The organism is Hoeflea sp. EC-HK425, assembly GCF_902498795.1.
Taxonomy (GTDB): domain Bacteria; phylum Pseudomonadota; class Alphaproteobacteria; order Rhizobiales; family Rhizobiaceae; genus Hoeflea; species Hoeflea alexandrii.
Window position 1 is genome coordinate 3,619,859 of the sequence record NZ_LR701572.1, and the last position, 21,461, is coordinate 3,641,319.

Here is a 21,461-nt window from a genome sequence, read left to right on the forward strand (position 1 = left end):
AAATGAGCACCAGGCGGCCAGTCAGATCGGCTCTGGCTTGCCAGTGCGCGGATCGGACGGAAATCAGGGATATCGTGTCAAAGCAGAAATGAAGAGCCGTTCCGGGATATGGCGTCGATAGACAGACCATCAAACTGATGCGCCATGGCGGTCAATTGGCCTGCCTCCATCAAGACCGCGGCTGTGGAGATCCCGTCAGCCAGTGCCGCGGAACGATGCATCACGCTCATTCTGCGCCATAGGACCGGTGCGGGCTTTCCATTGCGCGGATCAACAATATGGCTGACAGACTGAGACGCATCCAGCGTGGTTCCCACCGCGCCCGACGTTGCCACCGAACGGTCCCTCAGTCCAACCGTCTTGCGCGATGTGCCCGCTGCATCCAGATGCACCGGCCAGGCCTCAAACCCTGCCGGCCTGCCAACTGCACTAATCTCGCCAACATTGACCAGCGCATGCTCGAGGCCAAACGATTTGAGCAGCGCGACGACCTTGTCGGTAATGAACCCTTGCGCAATGCCGTTCAGCGTCATCGCACCGCCATTTGGCAGCCGGACAATCGCCGGCGACACTTCGACCATGTTCCAGCCGACCCGCTCAAGGGCCCTGCGGGTCGAAGCACGACCAGGCCGCCCGCCGCTCTCCGCATAGGCCTTCCACAATGGCTGAATGGTCGGGTCAAACATGCCTTCACTTGCCTCGTGCACGGACCCGGCCAGGCTGAGCAGCTCGAGCATATCCGGTGAAGGATCCCGCAGAAAACCGGCACCGTTGAGCGAAACAAGCGCGCTGTCTTGCCGGTAGAGACTGAACTGCTTTGCGAGACGTTCGATTTCCGCGCGGGCTACGCCGATAAGGTGCTCGGCTTGCGGGCACGGCATGCCGACAATGCGCAGGTCCGTCTCGGCGCCAAGGGTGACTCCGCGCCAGCGTGCACCATCACCGGGTGCGGCGCTGCCGGGCTTGGCGGACAGCGCAAAGCCTGCCGCAATTGCGATGAAACGGCGTCGGGAAAAGCTCATTGGCTTGCTCCTGTCATCGAGACTTCCTGCTTCTGATCGAAACCGACGGGACCGAGCACATAGGCATCGGGGATTTCAGCCAGTCGAACCACCACACCGCCATTTTCGGTTGCAAAGGCGGATGCAGTTTGCTCGTCGCCAAACGGAATCGCCTCCGGCGTCCCCATGCCGCCGGTCTTGGCTGAGCCGATGACAAACCACGCCTTCTGCACGTCAATCCAGGTGTCGTCTCCGGGAAAGTCCCAATCCTCCGCCTTGCCCATGTCGTTGACATAGACCGCGACCGTTTCATAATTTTCTTCGGGCGAGCGGAGGAAGGCGATGCCATCCCGCACCTGACTGAACCAGATCGGGTGGGGATTGTTGACCAGGTGGATCTGCGCCTTGGGTCCTGTGTGCTCGAGAATAGTCATGTTGCAGTAGTGCCCGACCGACTCTTCGCTCAGCGCCACAGGCTGCGGGATCTCGATCTTTGCCTCTTGCTCGCTGCAAGCCGAAATGGTGATCGCCATCGCAACAATGGCTGACAGCCGCACGAAGATGTTCATGGCCTGACCCCTTTGAGAATGAAGGTTGAGAGTCCCAGGGCGATGGCGGTCCAGGCCATTGGGCTGAGCATGATAACGAGACCGGAAACAGGCAGCCCCGAACCGGAGCCGCCCAGATTACTGCCGACGGCGATCGCATCGATGGCGTTCATGTTGTAAAGCCGGAATGCATCCGCCGGATTGAACACCAGCAACCAGGGGAACACGACACGGGCGAAGAAGCCGTCCTGACTGGCCAGCAATCCGCCCAGAAGCGCCAAGTCATAGAGCACTACGGCAAACAGCCAGATCGCGATCGCAAGTGCTGCCGCCGTCCCGGTCTGGCGCACGCTGGCGCTGGCGATATAGCCGATGGCGATGAAGGTCGCGCCGAGTATCATAGAGCTTGCGATCAGGCGGCCGACACCAATCAGGGCAACGGCGTCAACTCCACCACTGGCGAAAAACGCCACGAGACCGGCAATGCCGTAGCCAAAACTGACCGCGATGGCGAGAACGGCAACATGGCCCAGAAACTTGCCGAAAAGCACGGCGCCACGGGAGACCGGGCTGGCGAGCACCAGTTGCAACGTGCCCCGGTCAATCTCGCCGGCGATGGCGTCGAAGGCCAACAACAGGGCAATCAGCGGGACCAGATAGACCGACAGCGTCGACAGGCTGGCAACGACAACGGTGACCGCATCGGTCTTGACTTCGCCACCCGGCGCGCTGCCCAGAAGCACGAGGATGAGTGCGAAGGCCAGAAGAATGAGCGACGACAGGATGATCCAGCGGTTGCGAAGACCGATCCAGATTTCTGTTGCAGCGATGGTGATTACGCCGTGCATTGGATGTCACCTCTCCGGGTTTGTTCAATCCCGTTGTTGGAGAAATACCGGTAGACCTCGTCCAGCGTCGGGGAAGCGACATCGACGTCCTCCACCTGCGCGCCTAGTCCACTGATCTTTGACAGGATGCGCATCTTGTCTGCCTTGGCGCAGTAGAGCTCAACCGAGGCGCAATTGATGCGGCCGCCACCGATCGCCGCATGGACGGAGCCAACGGCACCGGAAGCGGCGCGCACGCGGATGCGGATCGGAAGATCGGCCTGATGCTGCAGTTCGGCCAATGGCCCGTCGGCAACCAGCCGCCCCTTGCGCAGGATGGCCACGCGGTCGGTCCTGGCTTCGAGTTCGCTGAGCCCGTGCGAGGACAACAGTACCGAGCAGCCCCGCCGGCTGACATCGGCGATCAACTCGTAGAAATGCTGTCTTGAAAGCGGGTCGAGGCCGGAGGTCGGCTCGTCGAGCAACAGCAGCCGGGGGTTTCCGACCAGCGCCTGCGCCAGCCCCAGCCGTTGCCGCATCCCCTTTGAATAGGTGTCCACACGGCGGTCGGCCGCCTCAACGAGTTCGACCTTGTCGAGCACCGCCTGCACATCCTCGGGCGCTGCATCCTTGAGCCTGGCGTAGAAGCGGACAACTTCGCGGCCGGTCAGCATTTTCGGAAACGCCACCTGCTCGGGCAGGTAGGAGACAACCCGCCGCGCCGCATCGCTGCCCGGCGTGAAACCGGCAATGGAAATGGAACCGGCGGTTGGCTTGATGAACCCGAGGATCAGGCGGAACAATGTGGTCTTGCCGGCACCATTGTGGCCGAGCAAGGCAACCTGTTCACCCGGCGCCACGTCGAGCGAGACATCGGTCAGCGCCTCGACGGCCTTGAATTTCATGCTCACATTCCTGGCTTTGACGATCTCGGTCATTGCAGCGATTCTTTCCATTTGCGCGCGGTTTCGGGCAGCGCATGCGGTTTCATCAAGGGCCGGTCATCAACGATGCCGCCGGGCAGCAGCGCCGGAAATTCACTCTGCGCCCAGCGCACCAACTGCACAGCGGGGCTGCCCAGCAGAAGTTTCGCCGATGGCTGGGTCCACAGCACCTGATCCATCGCGTCATTGGGGCGGAATACCTGGTCGGCAATGCCGTCGCCATTGACGTCGTAGGCCGCGTGGTCGCTCCAGTAATTGCCGGACCAGACGTGATCCCTGGTGCTGACAAACTTGATCTGGGTGCGGTTGCCGATGAAGGCATTACCGGTGATTTCGTTGCGCGCCGAGCCGCCGGTGAAGTGGATGCCGATCTCGCAACCTTCGATGCGGTTGCCTCGAATGCGGTTCTTGTTGGCATTGTAGACGAACAGGCATTTTTCGCCGCCGCCGACAACGGCGTTGCCTTCGATGACGGCGTTGTTGGCATAATTGAGCATGATGCCGTGATCGCGGTCATCCAGCGAGATATTGTCGCGCAGGGTCACGCGCTTTGAAAACATGACGGCGTAGCCAAGATGGTTGCCGATTGAGGTGTTTCCGGAAACTTCGCTGTCATCGGCATTCATGTAGTGAATGGCGAAGCGCAGCTTCTCGAAACGATTGTTGGTGAAGCTGTTCTTGCGGCTGGTGTTGACGAAAATGCCGTCCCGACCTTGCCGGATCGTGTTGCCCGATACCGTCGCTCCGGGCGCGTTCCAGACATAAACGCCATTGCCGCGACGGCTCATCAGCCTGTCGTCGCCGCCAATGATGGTGTTGCCTTCGACACGGGCATCGCGGGCGCCATGGATGTCGACCCCGTAGAGATTGCCTTCGATATGGCTGTTGCGGACGATGGCGCGGGTTGCATTCCTGGTCATCTGCACACCGCTGTCGATGGTCTCGTGCGAGGAGCCCGACCCGGTCAGCCTTAAGCCGTCTATCACCACATCCGGCGCATCGATGGTGATGACGGAGCCGCTGCCCGTGCCGACAACATGGGCCTTTCCGTCGCCCATCAGCTCAACCGACTTGGTCAGGACAATCCCGCCGTTGTAGGCCCCCGGCGACAACACAAGTCTGTCACCCGGGCGGGCCAGTTCGACCGCCCGCACCAGTGCATCAGGACGCGGTTCGACGCGGATATCGGCGGCGTTCGCCGATCCGGTGAGAAGGGCGGTTCCGAGCAGCACTGAGATTATGCGGGCGGTCAGTTTCATGGTCTCATGGCCTCAGCTGTTGCGCGGTTCGACAAACATGCGGCCGCGCATTTCCATGTGCAGGGCATGGCAGAACCACTGGCAGTAGAACCAGTGAACGCCGGGACGATCAGCCGTGAACGTGATCGACGCGGTCGCCTGCGGAGCGACTTCCATCGCAATGCCATAGTTCGAAATGCAGAAACCGTGGGTGACGTCGTCGACATCGTCGAGATTGGTCACATAGACCGTGACTTCCTGACCCTGCTTGACCGTGAACTTCTCAAGGCCGAACTGCGGGGCGACCGAAGTCATGTAGACGCGCACCTTGTTGCCTTCCTCGATGACGACGTCGTCGTAATCGAGATCCACGCCATCGGCTTTCGCCTGGGCGTAGGCATCGGCAAACACCGGGTCTTCGCGCGACCACACATTGACCGGATTGACGATGTCCGCCCGCACGATGATGCTGTCGTGCGGCTCGGCAAAAGTCGGTCCGTCGTGAACCACCTTCATGTCATCGGTCGAGATGTCGATGAGCTGTTCGTTCTCCGGCTTCAGCGGGCCGACATTGAGGAACCGGTCCTTGGAGAACTTGTTCATCGAGATCAGCCAGGCGCCGTCGGCTTCCGCGGTTTCGCCCATTGAGGTCGAGTTGTGACCCGGCTGGTAGTGGACATCGACCTTTGAGACGATCGGGTCGACATCCTCGCCGGCAAAGGCACGGATGGCCTTGTCGATGTCCCACTTGACGATCTGGCTGTCGAGGAACAGCGTCGTGTAGGCAAACCCCTTGCCGTCAAAGGCCGTGTGAAGCGGCCCGAGTCCCAGTTCGGGTTCACCAACGATGCAGGACCGCGGATCGGCATCTTCCTCGAACAGGGCGTCGAGCTTTGTCACGTCGATGATCGAGACGGTCGGCGACAGCTTGCCGTTGATCATGATGTGCTTCTTGTCCGGCGCGGCATTGACGCCGTGCGGGCTGTTCGGGATCGGGATGTAGCGGGTGTATTTCTTGTTCTGGCCCTTGCGCCCGTCGATGACCGGCACGCCGTTGAGCATCTGCACATCGCCGGCGGCAACGCCGTCCTCAATGGCTTTCAGGTTGAACACCACCACATGGTCGAGTTCGCTCTCGGTCATCTCGGCCAGATTCATGCCCATTTCCGAGTTGTAGCTCGATGAGAAGGCATACTTGCCCTGATAGTCGCAATCGGTGTTGTCGAGATTTCCCGACACCATGACCTGCCAGGCGACCTTCATCTCGTCGCCATCGATGGCGGTGAAGATGTTCACATACTGCGACGGATCATCAAGGATCTTGCCGTCATTGACCAACGGCGCTTCATGTTCGCCATTGGCGAAGACATAGCCGGTGCGCGGATATTTCTGCGGCCGCATGCCGTGGATGTCATGCGCGTTCGGGATCTCGATGATCTTGTCGCATTTCATCACGTCGCAGCGAATGCGTGCGACCCTGGTGTTGGCCTTGTCGTTGGCGAAGATGTAACGACCGTCATAGGTGCCTTCGGTGAACGACATGTGCGGATGGTGAAGGTCGCCATTGTCGTAGGTCTTCATGCCCTTGGCCGCGAGAAACGCCTTGGTCTCCTCGGTCAGGCCTTCGGTGAGGATCTTCAGGCTCTCATTGGTCTGGCCCCAGCCCGTGGCCGAGCAGCGGTTGAACACCGGAACCCGCATCAGCTCGCGCATCGACGGAAAACCGAGAATGCGCAACTCGCCGCTCTGGCCCGACGACCAGAAGCCGTAATAGGGGTCAAGCTCACCCGGCTCGAAGTTCAGTTTCGGCGTCGAAGCATGCGCCTTGCTGACAAGCGCACCGCTGAGCAGCTCGGATCCCATTCCGGATCCGGCGAGGAAGGCTCCTCCTGCCGTGGCGGACATGAGGGATCGCCGTGACAGGCCTTTCTGTTTGGTTTCTTCGGCTGACATTTGCAGTCTCCTTCAGGTTGATGGTTGTGGTGTTGAATTATTTCCCACGCGCGGCTGCCCGATGCCGGTCGATGCCGGAGCGATGGGATCGAGACCGTTCTGCTTGCAGAATTTTGCGCGCTTGGCTTCAGTCTTGATGCAAACCGGGCACTTGGTGGCGCTCTGGTAGAGCACCTGGCAGTGCAGGCACTGCAGGCATTCGTTGGGATTGATATTGCCTTCGGGATGGATCGCCTGAACCATGCATTCCTTGGCGCAACGCTGGCACGGATCTCCGCATTCCTTGTAGCGTTTGAGCCAGTCGAACATTCTGAGCCGCGCCGGGATCGCCAGCGCCGCGCCAAGCGGGCACAGGTAGCGGCAGTAGAACCGCTCGATGAACAGCGCTGCACCTATGAGCACGACCACGAACAGGATGTAGGGCCAGCCACGCTGGAACTTGAGGATGATCGCCGTCTTGAACGGTTCGACTTCCGCGAACTGCTCGGCCAGTTCCAGCGAATAGAGCGACAGGCCGAACAGGCCGAGAAAGATCATGTACTTGATCGGCCACAGCCGTTCATGCAGGCCCCAGGGCACCGTGTATTGCGGAATCCTGAAGAAGCGGGCGATCTTGTTGGTGAGTTCCTGCAGCGCACCGAACGGGCAGAGCCAGCCGCAATAGACGCCGCGGCCCCAAAACAGCAGCGACGCCGCCACCGAAAACCACAGGATGAAGACAAGCGGATCCATCAGGAAGGCCGACCAGGAGAAGCCTGCCATCACCGCCGAGAAGAATGCCAGCACATTGACCACCGACAATTGCGCATTGGCGTACCAGCCGAGCCCCACCAGCGTGAACACCAGGAAGCCTATGCGGAACCAGTAGGTAAACCGCTCATGCCGGGTCACCTGCATCTGGAAGAAGAACACGCCTGTCAGGATGACCAGGGCCGCAATCAGGACCACGACCTCGACGCGCTTCTGCAGCCAGATGCGCTTCCACAAATGGCTCAGCTCGCTGGTGTCAGAGACAGCCACGTCGCTCTGGATCTGCGGGTTTGCGACCTCAACCGTCTCGGCCGCGAGCTTTTCGGTATGGCGGTCTGGAATGCGGTAGCCGAGATCAAAGGTGATGAAGGCCTTGTCGATGGCGCCGACGGCGCGCTGCACCAAGAGCTGCAGCCTGAACGGTTCCGCCGGATCAAAGCCGCTGCCGGCCTTGATCTTGAAGATATCAAGTTCGGTGAACGACGGAGCATCCTGAGCCGCGAGCTTGCCGAGACGCTTGTGCTGCTTGTCGTGGAAGCGAACCGCGGTATCGCCCTGGATCAGCTGGATGCGGTCAAAGATGCCGCCGCGCACATAGCCCGATCCCTTGAAGGAATATTTGCCGCGGCCAGCCACCAGGATCGCCTGGTCGCCTTCATCGAGCCATTCGAGCAGGTTGGCATACTCATCGTCGCCAAGCAGGGTGCGGCCGATTTCAGGCGCGCTGACCAGCGCCATCTGCATGTCGATAAACGTATCATCGGGCGCGCCTTTTTCCGGGCGCTTGATGGCGCGGGCGTCACCGGTCTCCTCGAATGCCGTGTTCACCTGACCGATATCAAGCCGCAGGCTGCGGATCGACCCGTCTCCGGCAAGCGTCTGCCAGTCGGATATCTTGACGTCACCACCGCTCGGCATCGCAAGCGATCTCGTTGGCGCGGCGCTAGCCAGTTCGGGCTCCAGTCCGCCAAGGCCAAGAGACCGCGCCACTTTCAGCCCGGCGCGAACGATGGAATCGTCGATGACGATGATGGTCACGGTGGCGCCCGAGACGATGTCGAGATCATGCGCCGAGCCGCCGGCGGCGGCCTCGGCGATGAGATCCAGTCCGGCGTATTTTTCCGTCACCGCGGTGATCTTGGATTCGGGAATGCCGATCAGCACGATCGGTTCGGAATGCTTGACCAGGCGGACGCCGGTCACCTTGGCATTGTCATCCACACCCATGAGGGTGTGGATCGGCTTGCCGGAATAGCCGGTTGTCGTCACGAAGTCCGATGTCAGGAAGACGTAGCCGACGACCTTGCCGTCTTTGAGCGCCTCGACCACGGGAATGTCCGGCCGCAATTGGCCATACTCCGTGGCGCCGGGGACGATGTCGCCGACATTTGCCTTGTCCAGGAATTTCATGACCAGCGGCTCAGCCTGGGCAGTGCCTGCCAAGAATCCGATGACAATCGCAAGCGCTGCAATTACCCAGGATCGGCCTTTATCGGGCTTCATCATTTCGCGTCACTTCATCCGGTTTTTTCAACGCGAAACTACTGTGGCGACAGATTCCGCTCTTTGCGAAAATGCAATCTCCGGAACGAAATGCAGCCTGATTTCAATATGTTATATGTTGGATATGCTATCTATTACCGTACGAACCGATCCCCTCGGGTTCCATCCCGGATTGATCGTTGCCGCGACAATGTCTTGCCATCATCATCGATGACACCACCGGCTCTCTCGGTTGGCATGCCTCTACTGAGCAGCCCTGGTTTTGCGCCTGCGGCAAAGCGCAGGTCCGAAGGCAACCGCGAAACCGATGAAGGCTACCATCCAGGCGAATGCGGCTACCTGCAGGCCAAGGTCAGCATTGGCGTCACTTACCACCGCCACGATGCGGGCGAGAGTTGCGACCAGCAAGGCGGAAAAAATCAGGGTTCCCGATAGGCCGGCTCTTAGGGGCTGACCCGTGTGGCCGAGCGAAGCCCGGATCATCACGGCGAGCGTCATGCCGCCGACCGCACCGACACCCAATGCATGAATTCCCGCAAGCGGAGACAACCACACCGGCCAGAACCCGGAAGCGGCGATAAGGCCGAAACCGACAGGCACGAACAGGTAGGAGGCATGCAGCATCCAGACCAATGGGTCGCGCAGCGTCAGGTGCCCTGCCCAGCGGGCCAGCCTGAGAAGCTGTACCATGGCCGCAAGTGCCATGAGAGCCGACGTTGTCACCGAGTCCGGCCATGCAGCCCACGCAGCCAGAGCAACAACTGCAATTGCGATCGAGACGACATCAAAGCTGGAGAAAGCAGCCGGCAGCCGGCCGGGATTTTCGCGCACAAGCCAGTTCCGGGTGAAGCTCGGGACGATGCGGCCACCAATCAGCATGATCAGTGTGATGGCTGCAAGCGCCGCAAGCCTCCTGCTGATATCGGACACGCCGCTGTTATGGGCTTCCAGATGGAAGGTGATGTTGGCAGCGGTCAAAATCAGAAGAGGCAACAACACTTTGAGGTTGCGCCAGTTGGAACCGGCAATGATTTCGCGGGCGATGGTCATGGCCACCGCGATCAGAAAAGCGGCGTCGATACCCAGCGCCGCCTGCCAGCCGATATGGCTCGAGAACGTGACAGCCACCCGCCCGGCAATCCAGATCAGCAGCAGCATCAGAAGACCCATCCCCTGCAGCGGCATGCGGCCGGTCCAGTTGGGAACCGCGGTAAACAGAAAACCCGTCACGATGGCCGGAAGGAAGCCGAAATAGAGCTCGTGAACATGCCAGTCGGTTGGCGCAAAAAGAGTTGAAAGACTGAGCTGACCGTAAAGCTGCGGCAGCCACAGCAGGATTGAGAGCCCTGAATACAGGGCCCCGAACAGGAAAAACGGGCGAAACCCGTAACTCAGGAGTGCTGGCCCCTTGTAGGGGCGGGTTCTCGGAATTGCCATGATGGGACTCTGCTTCGGTCTTTGCGCATATCTGCCGTCTGCAGGTCGCACCGCTGTGCAACCGGCGCACCCGCCTCCCTTGGCGCGATTGCATTGGCTTGACTATGACCCTATCAAGTTGGAAGCCGGGTTCTTTGCAATTGCACAAACTGGAGAAACTTGATGAGCCGTCTCGATCCTTCCCTGCTCGCGGGCCTGCCGCCGTTCATGGGTATGGATCAGCCTGCGCTCGAACACATTCTCGAAGGTGCAAAACCACTTCGACAGCCGAAAAATGCCCACGTTTTTCGTCAGGGAGAGGAAGCTCATTCGTTTTATCTGCTGCTGGACGGTTATGTGCGGGTGGTCAAGCTGGCTCCGGACGGCGAGCAGGTGATTGTCCGATTTATAGCCAGCGGCGAATTGCTGGGCATTGCCAAGGCAATCGGCAGGGACAGCTATCCGGCAAACGCCGTTGCGGCAGCTGACTGTGTGCTGCTCGCCTGGCCATCGCACTTGTGGGAGAGCATTGTCTCGGCCCACCCGGGCTTCGCCACCAATACCTATGCAATGCTCGGTGAGCGCCTGCTCGAAACACAGGACAAGGTGGTTGAGCTTGCGACCGAGCGGGTCGAGCAGCGCGTGGCAAACGCGGTCCTCAAACTGGCCAACCAGTCGGGACGCAAGACCGAAGAGGGCACACTCATCGATTTTCCGATTTCCCGTCAGGACATCTCGGAAATGACCGGCACTACTCTTCACACGGTGTCCCGCCTTCTCAGTGGCTGGGAACATGCCGGATGGGTGAAATCGAGCCGTCAGAAGGTGACACTTATGGAAGGGCACAAGCTGGTCATGGTCGCCAGCGGCCAGGCGGGACGCAGGTCGTAAAGATCCAGACGCTTCGGCGAAAGAAGGCCTGAGCCAGGCCACCAGATCACCGGCACTCTTGGCCGGGTGGCCGGCAACCGGCGCACCGGATTTCAAGCCCGTGAAACAAGACCTTGGCTCCGTTCGCCTTTCCCCGGACATCAAATGCTACCTGAGAATGCCTCCGGATCTTCAATCAGGTGCCATCAGAGCCGGATAAGAAACAGTCCCGCGCCCGGAATGCTAGCCCTTGTTGCGACGCTTCCAAGCACAAGGCGAGAGGGGAGTAACGCGCCTCAATCGAGGGTCGGATCAAACTTGTCGCGCATCCAGTCCCCGAGGATCGAGATCGACAGGGTTGTCAGCACGATTGCGGCACTCGGCGCCAGCATGATCCATGGCGCGGACTGGATATAGTCGCGGCCATACCCGACCATGTTGCCAAGCGAGGTCATCGGCGGCTGTACACCAAGGCCCAGGAACGACAGACCGGATTCGAGCAGGATCACTTCCGGGAAGTTCAGCGTCAGCGAGACGATCAGTGTCGAGGCGATGTTGGGCAGGATATGCCGCGAATAGATCCGGAAAGGCGTCGCGCCGAGGTCGCGCACGGCTGTGGCATAGCCGCGCTCATTGGCGGAAATCGCCAATCCTCTGGAGATACGCGCGATCCGCTCCCAGCCGTAAAAGCCCATGAGGATCGTGAACAAGAACAGAGAACTGCCGAGAAAGGCAAGCACGGCCAGGGCGATGATCATGAACGGCATGGCGGCCTGGGCGTCGATCAGCATCAGGATGACCTGTTCGATACGCCCCCTGAAATAGGCGGCAATGAACCCGAGCGACACCCCGACAATGGCGGCGATCAGCGTCGACAGGAACGCGATGACCATCGAAATCTGGATCGAGACAATCAGCCGGGACAGCACGTCCCGGCCCAGCTCATCCGTTCCCAGCGGATGAGTCCAGTCGCCCCCCATGAAGACCGGGGGGATCAACCGGGCTCTCAGGTCAAGCGCCATGAAGTCGTAGGGCGCGATCCACTTTGCGCCAACAACCACGACTGCAATCACCCCGACCCAGAACAGTGCAATCAGGACCAGCGGCGGCCAGGCTTCGAAGAAGGCCCTAAGCCGGCTTTTCGACGTGAATACGCTGCCGCTTGCCTGTGTGGGAGAGGCCGGTTCAAGGTCCGGCGTGGTGTCGATTGTCATGGTCAGCTCCCGGCCTGAAGCCGCTTGATGCGAAGACGTGGATCGACGATCCCGTAGAGAATATCAACAGTGAGATTTGCGCCGACCATGGTCAGGCCGACAAGAAGCAGGATCACCTGGACAACGGCCAGGTCCCGGTTGGCCACCGCATTGACCAGAAGCCGCCCGACGCCCGGCCATGAGAAGACGCTCTCCACCACCACCGCACCTGCCACCAGCGAACCGACCAGAAAACCGATGATCGTCAGCGTCGGGATCGCGGCATTCGGCAGCGCATGGTTGCGCACGACATCGCGCCACAGCAATCCCTTGGCCGAGGCCGTCCGGATGTAGGGCTGCCCCAATACTTCGAGCATGGCTGAGCGCGTGAAGCGGGCGATGACGGCGGCGCCCACCAGGCCCATGGTCACCGTCGGCAGCACCGCATGCGCCCAGGTGTCCGAACCGCCGGATGGAAGCCATCCGAGCCAGACCGCGAAGATCATCGCCAACACCAGTCCGAGGACGAAACTCGGCACAGTAAATCCGGCCACCGACAGCATCATGATCAGCCTGTCCACCCAGGTATTGCGATAGAGCGCCGCCATCACGCCGGCCGGCAGACCGATGGCAAGCTTGATGAAGAGCGCCGGCAAGGTGATAGCGAGAGTGAGCGGGATCCGCTCACCGACGACGACCAGCGCCGAGCGCCCGTCCCGCATCGAGTTGCCAAGGTCGCCCTGGAACACGGCCGCGAAATACTTGAAGTACTGAACCCAGATCGGCTGGTCGAGGCCCCAGTTCCGCCGGAACGCTTCAAAGGCTTCCGGCGGCGCTTCCGGTCCCAGAATGATGATCGCCGGATCGCCCGACAGCCTGAGCACAACGAAGGCCGCTGAGACAATCAGTGTTACTGTCACCAGAGCGCGGAAAATCTTCATCAACAAATACTGAACCATGATCCCTACTCCGCCGCCTGAACAGCCGGGGTGGCACCAGCATTGACGAGGTGGCACGCCACCGCATGGCCGCCACTTGCCACCAGCTGCGGAACCGCGTTTCGGCAGGAAGCCTGAGCAATCGGGCAGCGGGTGTGAAAGCTGCAGCCGGAGGGCACATCAACAGGGCTGGGTGGATCACCTTCGAGCACGATCCGCTCACGCTTTCCCCGCCGTGCAGGTGTCGGAATGGCCGAGACAAGGGCCTTGGTGTAGGGGTGCTGCGGGCGCCGGAACACTTCTTCCGGCAGCCCGGATTCGACGATGCGTCCGAGATACATCACCGCGACCTGGTCCGACATCTGGCGAACAACCTTCAGGTCATGGCTGATGAACAGGGCGGCAAATCCGGTGCGCTCGCGCAGGTCGTCGAGCAGGTTGAGAACCTGGGCCTGGATCGAGACATCAAGCGCAGACACCGGCTCGTCGCAGACCAAGAGGTCCGGCTCCAGCGCCAGCGCCCGCGCGATCACCACGCGCTGGCGTTGCCCGCCCGAAAGTTCGTGCGGATAACGCATGGCCATATCCGGCCTGAGCCCGACGGAGTCCATCAACACTGCAGCGCGGTCGGTTCGCTCGGCGGCAGGCATTTGCGCATAGTGGATCTCGAACGGTTCGGCGATCTGGGTGATCACAGGCAGTCGCCGGTCGAGCGCGCCAAGCGGATCCTGGTAGATCATCTGCATGCGTCGCCGCATCGCCCGCCACTGTGCATCGTGCCTGGCCGTCACGCGCGTTCCAGCGAATTCAACCGTGCCCGCGGTCGCCGGTATCAGACCGAGTACCAGCTTGGCCGTGGTCGACTTGCCGCAACCAGACTCCCCGACCAGACCCAGGGTACGGCCCTTCTCGATGGAAAAGGAAACGCCATCGACAGCCTTGAGCGAGGCCTTCCGGCCAAACAGGCCCTCCGGAACATGGACCTCGTAGTGCCGCTTGAGATCGTTTACACGCAGCAGGTTGGTCATGCCGGCACCAGCGCGCTCTTGTTGCCGGGCATCGACGCCGTTTCAGTCGGTGCGTCTCCCCTGCATTTGATGCAGGCGGCAAAATGGCTTTGCTTGTCGCCATAGGGCAGGAATGACGGCAACCTGGCATCGCAGATCTTGCTGGCGAGTGCGCAGCGGGGTGCAAAGCTGCAGCCCGGAGGCAGCTGGTCGGGAGCCGGCACGGTTCCGGGAATGGATTCGAGACGCCGGCGCGGACCGTCAATGTCCGGAAGCGCCGCGATGAGCCCCTTGGTGTAGGGATGCGCCGGGCTGTCAAACAGCGAACCGGTGTCGGCTTCCTCAATCACACGGCCGCCATACATCACCGCCACCCGGTCGCTCATGTCGGCAACGACGCCCAAATCATGGGAAATCAGGACTAGCGCCATCCCGCTATCGCGACGCAATTCAGTCAGCAGATCAAGGATCTGCGCCTGGATGGTAGCGTCAAGCGCCGTGGTCGGCTCATCGGCGATCAGCAGGTCGGGCTCACCCGCAAGCGCCATGGCAATCATGATGCGCTGGTTCATGCCGCCCGACATTTCGTGCGGATATTCGCGCAGACGCCGGGTGGCGTTGGCGATGCCGACCCGGTCGAGAAGACGCGCCGCCTCCGCATTGGCCGAGGCTCCGGTCAAGCCCCGGTGCAGCTTCAGTGCTTCAACGATCTGCCGGCCGATACGGTGCACCGGATTGAGGGAACTCGAGGGGTCCTGGAAGATCATGGCGATGCGACCGCCACGTAAGCCCGCAAGATCGTTTTCCGGAGCTCTGGCTATCTCCTGCCCGTTGAGCCGGACAGAGCCGGAAATGCGCGCCTTGCTGCCGAGCAGCCCCAATGCCGCCAGCCAGGTGATCGACTTGCCGCAACCGGATTCGCCGACAACACCCAGAACCTCGCCCCTGGCAACATTCAGGCTGACACCGTGCAGCGCCCTGACGAAGCGCTTTCCCTGGTCGAAATCGATCGTCAGGTCCTTGATTGAAAGAAGCGTTTCCATGGGCCGGTTCTCCGTTGCAACAAAAAGGGCCGGGGCGCGCAGTTCGCGCCCCGGCCCTTGGCTTTAGTTGCCCGGCGCAACAACCTGGAAGTTGGCCGCCCGGAAGTCCATCGACTGCAGCCCGGACCAGTTCCACTCGATGTCCTTGCGCTTGCCGAAGAAGATCGCGCTCTGGTGCAGCACAGTGTAGGCAGGATCTTCGCGCTCGGCGATTTCGAGCATCCGGCGGAAGGAAGCACGGCGCTCTTCAAGATCGGTCGAGGTTTCGAGCTTGATGCAAAGCGCGTTGAACTCTTCATTGGTCCATTCGCCGACCTGCTGCTGCTGGCCGTTCTGGCAATGCTGGTTGACGATCGAGGAAACCGGATCCGGGAAAGGAGCCGAGTTCGACCAGTCGCGAACCATGCGCGGGCCGCTCTCCTTGTCGAAGATCTGCTGCCAGTTTTCCTTCATCTCGATCTTCACGTTGAGACCGATCTGGCGGAAGGATTCGGCATTGATCTGCGCGGTGGAGACCTGGTTGGTGTAGTAGTTGTTGAGAACGCGGAAGGTGATTTCCTCGCCATCATATCCCGATTCCTGGACCAGCTTCTTTGCCAGTTCCATGTTGTATTCAGGCACGGTCCAGTCGGAGAGGAACATGTCACCGTAGTAGGACCACTGCAGGCCGGCTGGGACCGATGTGCGGCCGTCCCAGAGGGTCTCGACGATGGTCTCCCGGTCGATCGCATGGGTCATTGCCTGGCGGATCTTGGCGTTCTGCATCGGGCCGTTGTTCTTGTCGAACACCATCAGGCGGTGGTTGGTGATCGGACCGCCGACAACTTCGAACGCGGCATTGGATTCAACCGTGTTGATCTGGTCCGGCGGAAGGTCGGTGATGAAATCATATTCGCCAGAGAGAAGGCCGTTGACGCGGCTTGCGACTTCGGGAACCACGGCAAAGCGCAGGGTCTTGACCGGCGGCGTGCCACCCCAGTAATCGTCATGGGCTTCGAGAACGAGAATGTTGTCGGGCTTGAATTCAACAACCTTGTAGGGCCCGGTGCCGACCGGCTTCTGGGCGAAGGCGAGCCAGGACTCGGCCTCCTCATAGGCGCGCTTGGAGAGGATTTCCGCGCCATAGCGGGAAATGCGGCCTTCGAGCGTCGGATCGGCAACCGTCGAGACAAAGCGGACGGTCATGTCGTCGACCTTTTCAACGCGGTCGAGATTGGGCCAGGCACGCTTTGCCACGGCTGCGACTTCGGCTGGCGGGACCTTGCCGCCAACCGCGGCACTGGCGCTCGCGGTGAACAGTGTCTTGCCATCCTTGCGCGCACTGTCCTGCTCGTCGAGAAGACCGAAGCGCTCCTTCGAGAAGGTGAAGACGACATCGTCTGCCGTCATGACATCGCCGTTGTGGAACTTGACGCCGGGGCGCAGCTTCAACTCGACGGTCTTGTCGTCGATGCGCTTCCATTCGGTGGCAAGACCCGGCTTCTGCGGCAGGTCAGCGTTCTGGCGGTCGTAGTCGATCAGGGTTTCGAAGATCGAGTAGAACACCCGGGCTCCGACGTTGGACTGCTCGCGCAGCACATCGAGTGCGCCGGCATTGACGATCTGCTGGACTGCAACCGTGATCTCTGGGCGATCCTCGGCCAAAGCCTGCCCGGGCATCGTGAGCATTGTCGTTGCAAGGAGATATGCACCAATCATCATGGCGCCTTTAAGCGTGCGGCTGTGGGTCATGTTCCGTTCCTCAACTTCGCATCTGTGCGTGATTGTAAATCTCATGATCTCGCCCGGGGTCCCTAGTGCAGGCCCAAAGACAAGGGCACAGGTAACGGCGGGATGTGACGGTCAGGATTCGTCTTGGTAAATTTTTGATGACAATGCACAGACACCGCCACAGGCGGTGATCCCTGCTTTCAGATGCGACCGCCACTCAACGCCATGCGTTGCCGTCCCTCGGCGGAGCCAAGGACGAGATATTGCCAGAAATCGCCAGTCCCAGCCTCGAGACGGACCCGCCGTGTTTCGGGAGCCTGCTTTCCAAGCACTTGATCGAGAGGCACGCCTGTCATCGTGGCGGGCCGGTCAACGCCCAGAACAGCCAGCACGGTCGGAACGATATCCGTCAGATTGGCGTGATCGCTGACGCAGGTTGCGGGCATGTTGGCGCCGCCAAAGGCAAGCAGCGTATTCATCTCGAAGGGATTGAGGCCGCCATGCATGCCGCCCCCGACCGGCACATTGACGCCGGTCGTGTAGACGCCGGCGCCGGCCAACCCGTGCTGATCGGCCTCGGTCGACGACCGTCCAACCCAGTAAAGGTCGGGCGACCGGGGATGATCAGCGCCAACCAGGGCGCGATTGAACGCACCGCTGATGACCGGCTCTCCGCTTTCACCTGCCCCGCTGAACAACAGCCCGGTTTCGGGCATCTCCATCAGCGCCGCCCCGAGGGCTTGCAGCCGCGACAGATCCCCATCGGCCAGCGTCAATCCGGCAGCCGATCCCGGCGTCACCAGCACCTCGACGCCCGGTTCGGCCCGGCATCCGGCGGCAAAGCCGTTTTCCCTCAGCGCACCCAAAAGATCGAAGGCCGAGGTGGTCGAGATCTGGCCGTGATCGCTCATGACGACCAGCATTGTCTCGTCCACATGGTCCGAGGCGCGGATGGCATCGACGATCTTGCCGAAACAGGCGTCGACATGAGCAGTCGCCAAGTCGGATTCGGGAGAGCCGATCTCGTGGAAGTGATAGGAGGTGTCGGGCTCTGAAAACCATATGATGGCGACATCCGGCTTCACTTCGGGCAAGACCAGCTCCGTCAGCACCCGCGTGGCGTAGGAGGCCTCGTCGAGCTTGGGTGTCTTTCCGCCGGGAAGCGGGCCAAAGCGCGCGATAGATTGATCTACGGCTTCCGGGGTGTCGGTGTGATCCCGACCGTGGATCGAAAACGTCCAGTGATCATGCTCCCTGGCGCGATGGTTGAGCAGCCAGGCCGAGCCGGCCGATCCCGAATGCACGACAGCCAACCGCTTGCCGGCGGCGGCCAGTGCGCAGCCGAGGCCCTTGGCCTCGACAAATTCGCCGTCATGCCAGGTGTTGGCGACCCTTATGTGGGCCGCGCGTGACGTATCGAGCGGCTCTCCGCCGCTGATTGCCGGATGAAAGAAAGCGTTGTTGACCACCCCATGTTGGGTAGGGTGCGATCCGGTTGCGAAACTGGTGGTGGCAACACGGGTCATGGAGGGAAACACCGAGCGGGCCTCCCGGTACCAGAGCCCGCCGGTCACGAAGCGATGCAGGTTGGGAGTCAACTCTTCTGAAATGCGGTCGGGCCGAAGCCCGTCAAATACGGCAATCACCACGCGCGCGACCTTGGTTGACACTGCTTTCGTCTCCTTTTTGTCACCTCCGGCAAGCATGCACCCTCAATGCGACAGACATGCTACAGACGCGTGATACCTTCAGCTCTCCGCCAACCTTCATCGATCCGTCACGGTTCTGATATCCGCCTGTCGCATGCACGGCGCTATAGCCGATCATGCAGGCGGGGCCCGATCGACCTCGCCCAATCAGGAGAAGGTCCGGCCATGAGTGATTTGCCTGTAATCGGCGCGGCGATGACAATCGCCACTTACGAAACCCATTATGAATTCATGCGTGAATTGCCACGCGACATCGAGATCCAGGATTTTTTTGACGCCAGCCTGCTCAATGGCGATTGGGCTTCCGTGGCGGCGCACGCCCGCAAGCTGCTCGACGGCCACGAGGGCCGCATCGGCATTCACGGCCCGTTCTGGGGCTTCAACATTGCTTCACAGGATCCCGATGTGCGTGCCATCGTCCGCAAGCGGTTTCACCAGGGTCTCGATGTCTGCGAGGCGATCGGCGCCAACCAGATGGTCATCCATTCGCCCTACTCCACATGGGACTACAACAATCTCGACAATCTCCCGAATGCCCGCGCCTCGGTCGTCGAGCGAACCCATGACGCCATCGGCGAGATCGTCAAGCGCGCGGAAGACATGGGCTGCGTTCTGGTGGTCGAGAACATCGAGGATGTTGACCCGCATGCCCGGGTGGAATTGGTGAAAAGCTTCCAGTCCGAGGCCATTGCCGTGTCGATCGATACCGGCCATGCCTGCTACGCCCATGGCTCCACCGGCGCGCCGCCGGTCGACTATTATGTCGGAGCCGCAGGCAACCTGCTGCAGCATGTCCACTTGCAGGACGCCGACGGTTACGCCGACCGCCACTGGAGCCTCGGCGAAGGCATCATCCGCTGGCACCCGATCTTTGCCGCTCTTGGCACACTGACCTCCAATCCGCGCCTGATCGTCGAGATCCGCGACAAGACCAGGATCCCGGATTCCGTTGCCTATCTGCAATCCCTCGGGCTTGGACAGTAGGTTCAACAAAGAACCAGCAGGGGCCGGGAAAACCTAAATCCCGGCCCCTGCTGTGATCAGATCCAGGTCAAGAGTTGTCCCGGCCTCGGCGGTTTCCCGCCGGCGCGATGACGCTCTCCGCCGTCGGTCCCTCGCGACGGTGAGACTGGAGGCGGGTTCGAAGGTGCGAGGTCAGCCCTTGCGGCCGTCCTGCTTCAGCATTTCCTGCATCTGCTCGCGCATGATGAACTTCTGCGGCTTGCCGGTAATCGTCATTGGCAGTGCATCGACGACCCGGATGTATCTGGGGATCTTGTAATGCGCGATCTGGCCGTTGCAGAAGGCCCTGAGTTCTTCCCCGTCAAGACTGGCGCCCGGCTTGGCGACCACCCAGGCGCAGACCTCCTCGCCATACTTGACGTCCGGCACTCCGAACACCTGAACCTCCGAGATCTTCGAATGGCGGAAGAGAAACTCCTCGATTTCGCGCGGATAGACATTCTCGCCGCCGCGAATGATCATGTCCTTGACCCTCCCGACGATGGCGCAGAATCCCTGCTCGTCCAGCACGGCCAGATCGCCGGTGTGCATCCACCCGTCCCGGATCGCCTCAGCGGTCTTCTCCTGATCGTCCCAGTACCCCTTCATCACCGAATAGCCACGGGTGCAGAGCTCGCCGCGAACGCCGACCGGCACGATCCGGCCGTCATCGTTGACAATCTTGACCTCGAGATGCGGGTGGATACGGCCGACGGTTTCGCAGCGCTTGTCGATCGGATCGTCGGTGAAGCTCTGGAACGACACCGGCGATGTCTCGGTCATGCCGTAGCAGATCGTCACCTCGCGCATGTGCATCCGCTCCATCACCCGGTGCATCACCTCGACGGGGCACGGCGCCCCGGCCATGATCCCGGTGCGCAGCTGCGTCAGGTTGCGCGGTGAACGGTCGAGTTCCTCGAGCATGGCGACAAACATGGTCGGCACGCCGTAGACGGCGGTGCAGCGTTCAGCTTCCAGCGCCGACAGGGTTGCCACCGGATCGAAGGCCTCGCCCGGAAACACCATGGCCGCCCCCTTGCTGACAGCGCCCAGCACGCCCATCACCATGCCGAAGCAATGATAGAGCGGCACAGGAATGCACAGCCGGTCGCTTTCCGTCAGCGCAATGCGGTCGGTGACGTAGCGGGCATTGTTGACGATGTTGTAATGCGACAGCGTGGCCCCTTTGGGGTGACCTGTCGTGCCCGAGGTGAACTGGATGTTGATGGCGTCGTCCGGACCGAGTTCCGCCTCGATCGCCGGCAGCCGCAACTGCTGCGCCGGACCGCCGAGCGTCCTCACCCGGTCGAACGAGAAGACCCCCGGCTCGCCGGCCTCGCCAAGCACGATCACCGACCTAAGATGCGGCAGTTTCGCTGCCCGCAATCGGCCGGGTTCGCACTCCGTGATCTCCGGCGCCAGTGACGTGATCATCTCGAGATAGTTGGAGGACTTGAACGCGCGCGCCGTCACCAGCGCCTTGCAGGCAACCTTGTTGAGCGCGTACTCCAGCTCCGAAAGCCGGTAGGCCGGATTGATGTTGACCAGCACCAGCCCGATCCGCGCCGTGGCGAACTGGGTCAGCACCCACTCGTAGCGATTGGGCGACCAGATGCCGATACGGTCGCCCTTCTGCAGACCCATGGCAAGAAAGCCGGATGCCAGTTCGTCGACCGCGCGGTCGAATTCGTAGTAGCTGAGGCGAATGTCCTGCTGTGGGCAGATGATTGCCTCGCGCGGGCCGAACAGCGAGACGGCCTCGCGCAGCAATTGCGGGATGGTCATGTAACGCAGAGGCAGATGGGTGCT

General features: G+C 61.1%; 17 protein-coding genes. 2 read left to right on the forward strand and 15 right to left on the reverse strand.

Features of this window, described 5'->3' with window-relative positions; all coding sequences use genetic code 11:
- Positions 1-77: 77 nt before the first annotated feature.
- The 8 genes from SPHINGO391_RS20065 to SPHINGO391_RS20100 form a co-directional block, all read right to left on the reverse strand.
- Positions 78-1,022: an FAD:protein FMN transferase gene (locus SPHINGO391_RS20065; RefSeq protein ID WP_152010503.1), complete on the reverse strand. Its 945-nt coding sequence runs from the start codon at positions 1,020-1,022 to the stop codon at positions 78-80.
- Positions 1,019-1,570 (reverse strand): nitrous oxide reductase accessory protein NosL, encoded by a 552-nt coding sequence (locus tag SPHINGO391_RS20070; protein ID WP_152010504.1) that lies wholly within the window; start codon positions 1,568-1,570, stop codon positions 1,019-1,021. The genes SPHINGO391_RS20065 and SPHINGO391_RS20070 overlap by 4 nt, the downstream gene beginning before the upstream one ends.
- Positions 1,567-2,397: an ABC transporter permease subunit gene (locus tag SPHINGO391_RS20075; RefSeq protein ID WP_152010505.1), complete on the reverse strand. Its 831-nt coding sequence runs from the start codon at positions 2,395-2,397 to the stop codon at positions 1,567-1,569. The genes SPHINGO391_RS20070 and SPHINGO391_RS20075 overlap by 4 nt, the downstream gene beginning before the upstream one ends.
- The gene (locus SPHINGO391_RS20080; RefSeq protein ID WP_244615276.1) at positions 2,385-3,281 is read right to left on the reverse strand and encodes an ABC transporter ATP-binding protein; all 897 of its coding nucleotides are present in this window, start codon (positions 3,279-3,281) and stop codon (positions 2,385-2,387) included. Before SPHINGO391_RS20080 ends, SPHINGO391_RS20075 begins: the two co-directional genes overlap by 13 nt.
- Before the next feature lie 29 nt (positions 3,282-3,310).
- Positions 3,311-4,579, reverse strand: coding sequence for a nitrous oxide reductase family maturation protein NosD (locus tag SPHINGO391_RS20085; RefSeq protein ID WP_152010507.1), 1,269 nt, complete (start codon positions 4,577-4,579; stop codon positions 3,311-3,313).
- 12 nt (positions 4,580-4,591) lie between these two features.
- Complete coding sequence (gene nosZ / locus SPHINGO391_RS20090; protein ID WP_152010508.1) at positions 4,592-6,511, reverse strand: TAT-dependent nitrous-oxide reductase; 1,920 nt, start codon at positions 6,509-6,511, stop codon at positions 4,592-4,594.
- Positions 6,512-6,523: 12 nt separating this feature from the next.
- A complete protein-coding gene (locus SPHINGO391_RS20095; RefSeq protein WP_152010509.1) occupies positions 6,524-8,767 on the reverse strand; it encodes a NosR/NirI family protein in 2,244 nt (747 codons plus the stop codon).
- 240 nt (positions 8,768-9,007) lie between these two features.
- Positions 9,008-10,201 (reverse strand): NnrS family protein, encoded by a 1,194-nt coding sequence (locus tag SPHINGO391_RS20100; RefSeq protein ID WP_152010510.1) that lies wholly within the window; start codon positions 10,199-10,201, stop codon positions 9,008-9,010.
- Between the two features lie 162 nt (positions 10,202-10,363).
- Here SPHINGO391_RS20100 and SPHINGO391_RS20105 point away from each other — a divergent pair, with 162 nt between their 5' ends.
- Positions 10,364-11,071, forward strand: a complete 708-nt coding sequence (locus SPHINGO391_RS20105; protein WP_152010511.1) for a Crp/Fnr family transcriptional regulator — start codon at positions 10,364-10,366, stop codon at positions 11,069-11,071.
- Between the two features lie 275 nt (positions 11,072-11,346).
- Here SPHINGO391_RS20105 and SPHINGO391_RS20110 read toward each other — a convergent pair whose 3' ends face one another.
- The 6 genes from SPHINGO391_RS20110 to SPHINGO391_RS20135 all read right to left on the reverse strand — a co-directional run bounded on the left by SPHINGO391_RS20110 (position 11,347) and on the right by SPHINGO391_RS20135 (position 18,611).
- Positions 11,347-12,264, reverse strand: a complete 918-nt coding sequence (locus SPHINGO391_RS20110; RefSeq protein WP_152010512.1) for an ABC transporter permease — start codon at positions 12,262-12,264, stop codon at positions 11,347-11,349.
- 2 nt (positions 12,265-12,266) lie between these two features.
- A complete protein-coding gene (locus SPHINGO391_RS20115) occupies positions 12,267-13,202 on the reverse strand; it encodes an ABC transporter permease (protein ID WP_152010513.1) in 936 nt (311 codons plus the stop codon).
- Between the two features lie 5 nt (positions 13,203-13,207).
- Complete coding sequence (locus tag SPHINGO391_RS20120; protein ID WP_152010514.1) at positions 13,208-14,209, reverse strand: oligopeptide/dipeptide ABC transporter ATP-binding protein; 1,002 nt, start codon at positions 14,207-14,209, stop codon at positions 13,208-13,210.
- Positions 14,206-15,231: an ABC transporter ATP-binding protein gene (locus SPHINGO391_RS20125; RefSeq protein ID WP_152010515.1), complete on the reverse strand. Its 1,026-nt coding sequence runs from the start codon at positions 15,229-15,231 to the stop codon at positions 14,206-14,208. The genes SPHINGO391_RS20120 and SPHINGO391_RS20125 overlap by 4 nt, the downstream gene beginning before the upstream one ends.
- Positions 15,232-15,294: 63 nt before the next feature.
- Positions 15,295-16,929: an ABC transporter substrate-binding protein gene (locus SPHINGO391_RS20130; protein ID WP_244615457.1), complete on the reverse strand. Its 1,635-nt coding sequence runs from the start codon at positions 16,927-16,929 to the stop codon at positions 15,295-15,297.
- 212 nt (positions 16,930-17,141) lie between these two features.
- Positions 17,142-18,611, reverse strand: a complete 1,470-nt coding sequence (locus SPHINGO391_RS20135) for an alkaline phosphatase family protein (protein WP_193217352.1) — start codon at positions 18,609-18,611, stop codon at positions 17,142-17,144.
- A 204-nt stretch (positions 18,612-18,815) separates the two neighbouring features.
- On the opposite strand from SPHINGO391_RS20135, the gene SPHINGO391_RS20140 reads away from it, so the two are divergent.
- The gene (locus tag SPHINGO391_RS20140; RefSeq protein ID WP_152010518.1) at positions 18,816-19,634 is read left to right on the forward strand and encodes a sugar phosphate isomerase/epimerase family protein; all 819 of its coding nucleotides are present in this window, start codon (positions 18,816-18,818) and stop codon (positions 19,632-19,634) included.
- A 171-nt stretch (positions 19,635-19,805) separates the two neighbouring features.
- On the opposite strand, the gene SPHINGO391_RS20145 is transcribed toward SPHINGO391_RS20140, so the two are convergent.
- Positions 19,806-21,437 (reverse strand): AMP-binding protein, encoded by a 1,632-nt coding sequence (locus tag SPHINGO391_RS20145; RefSeq protein WP_244615459.1) that lies wholly within the window; start codon positions 21,435-21,437, stop codon positions 19,806-19,808.
- Positions 21,438-21,461 lie beyond the last annotated feature (24 nt).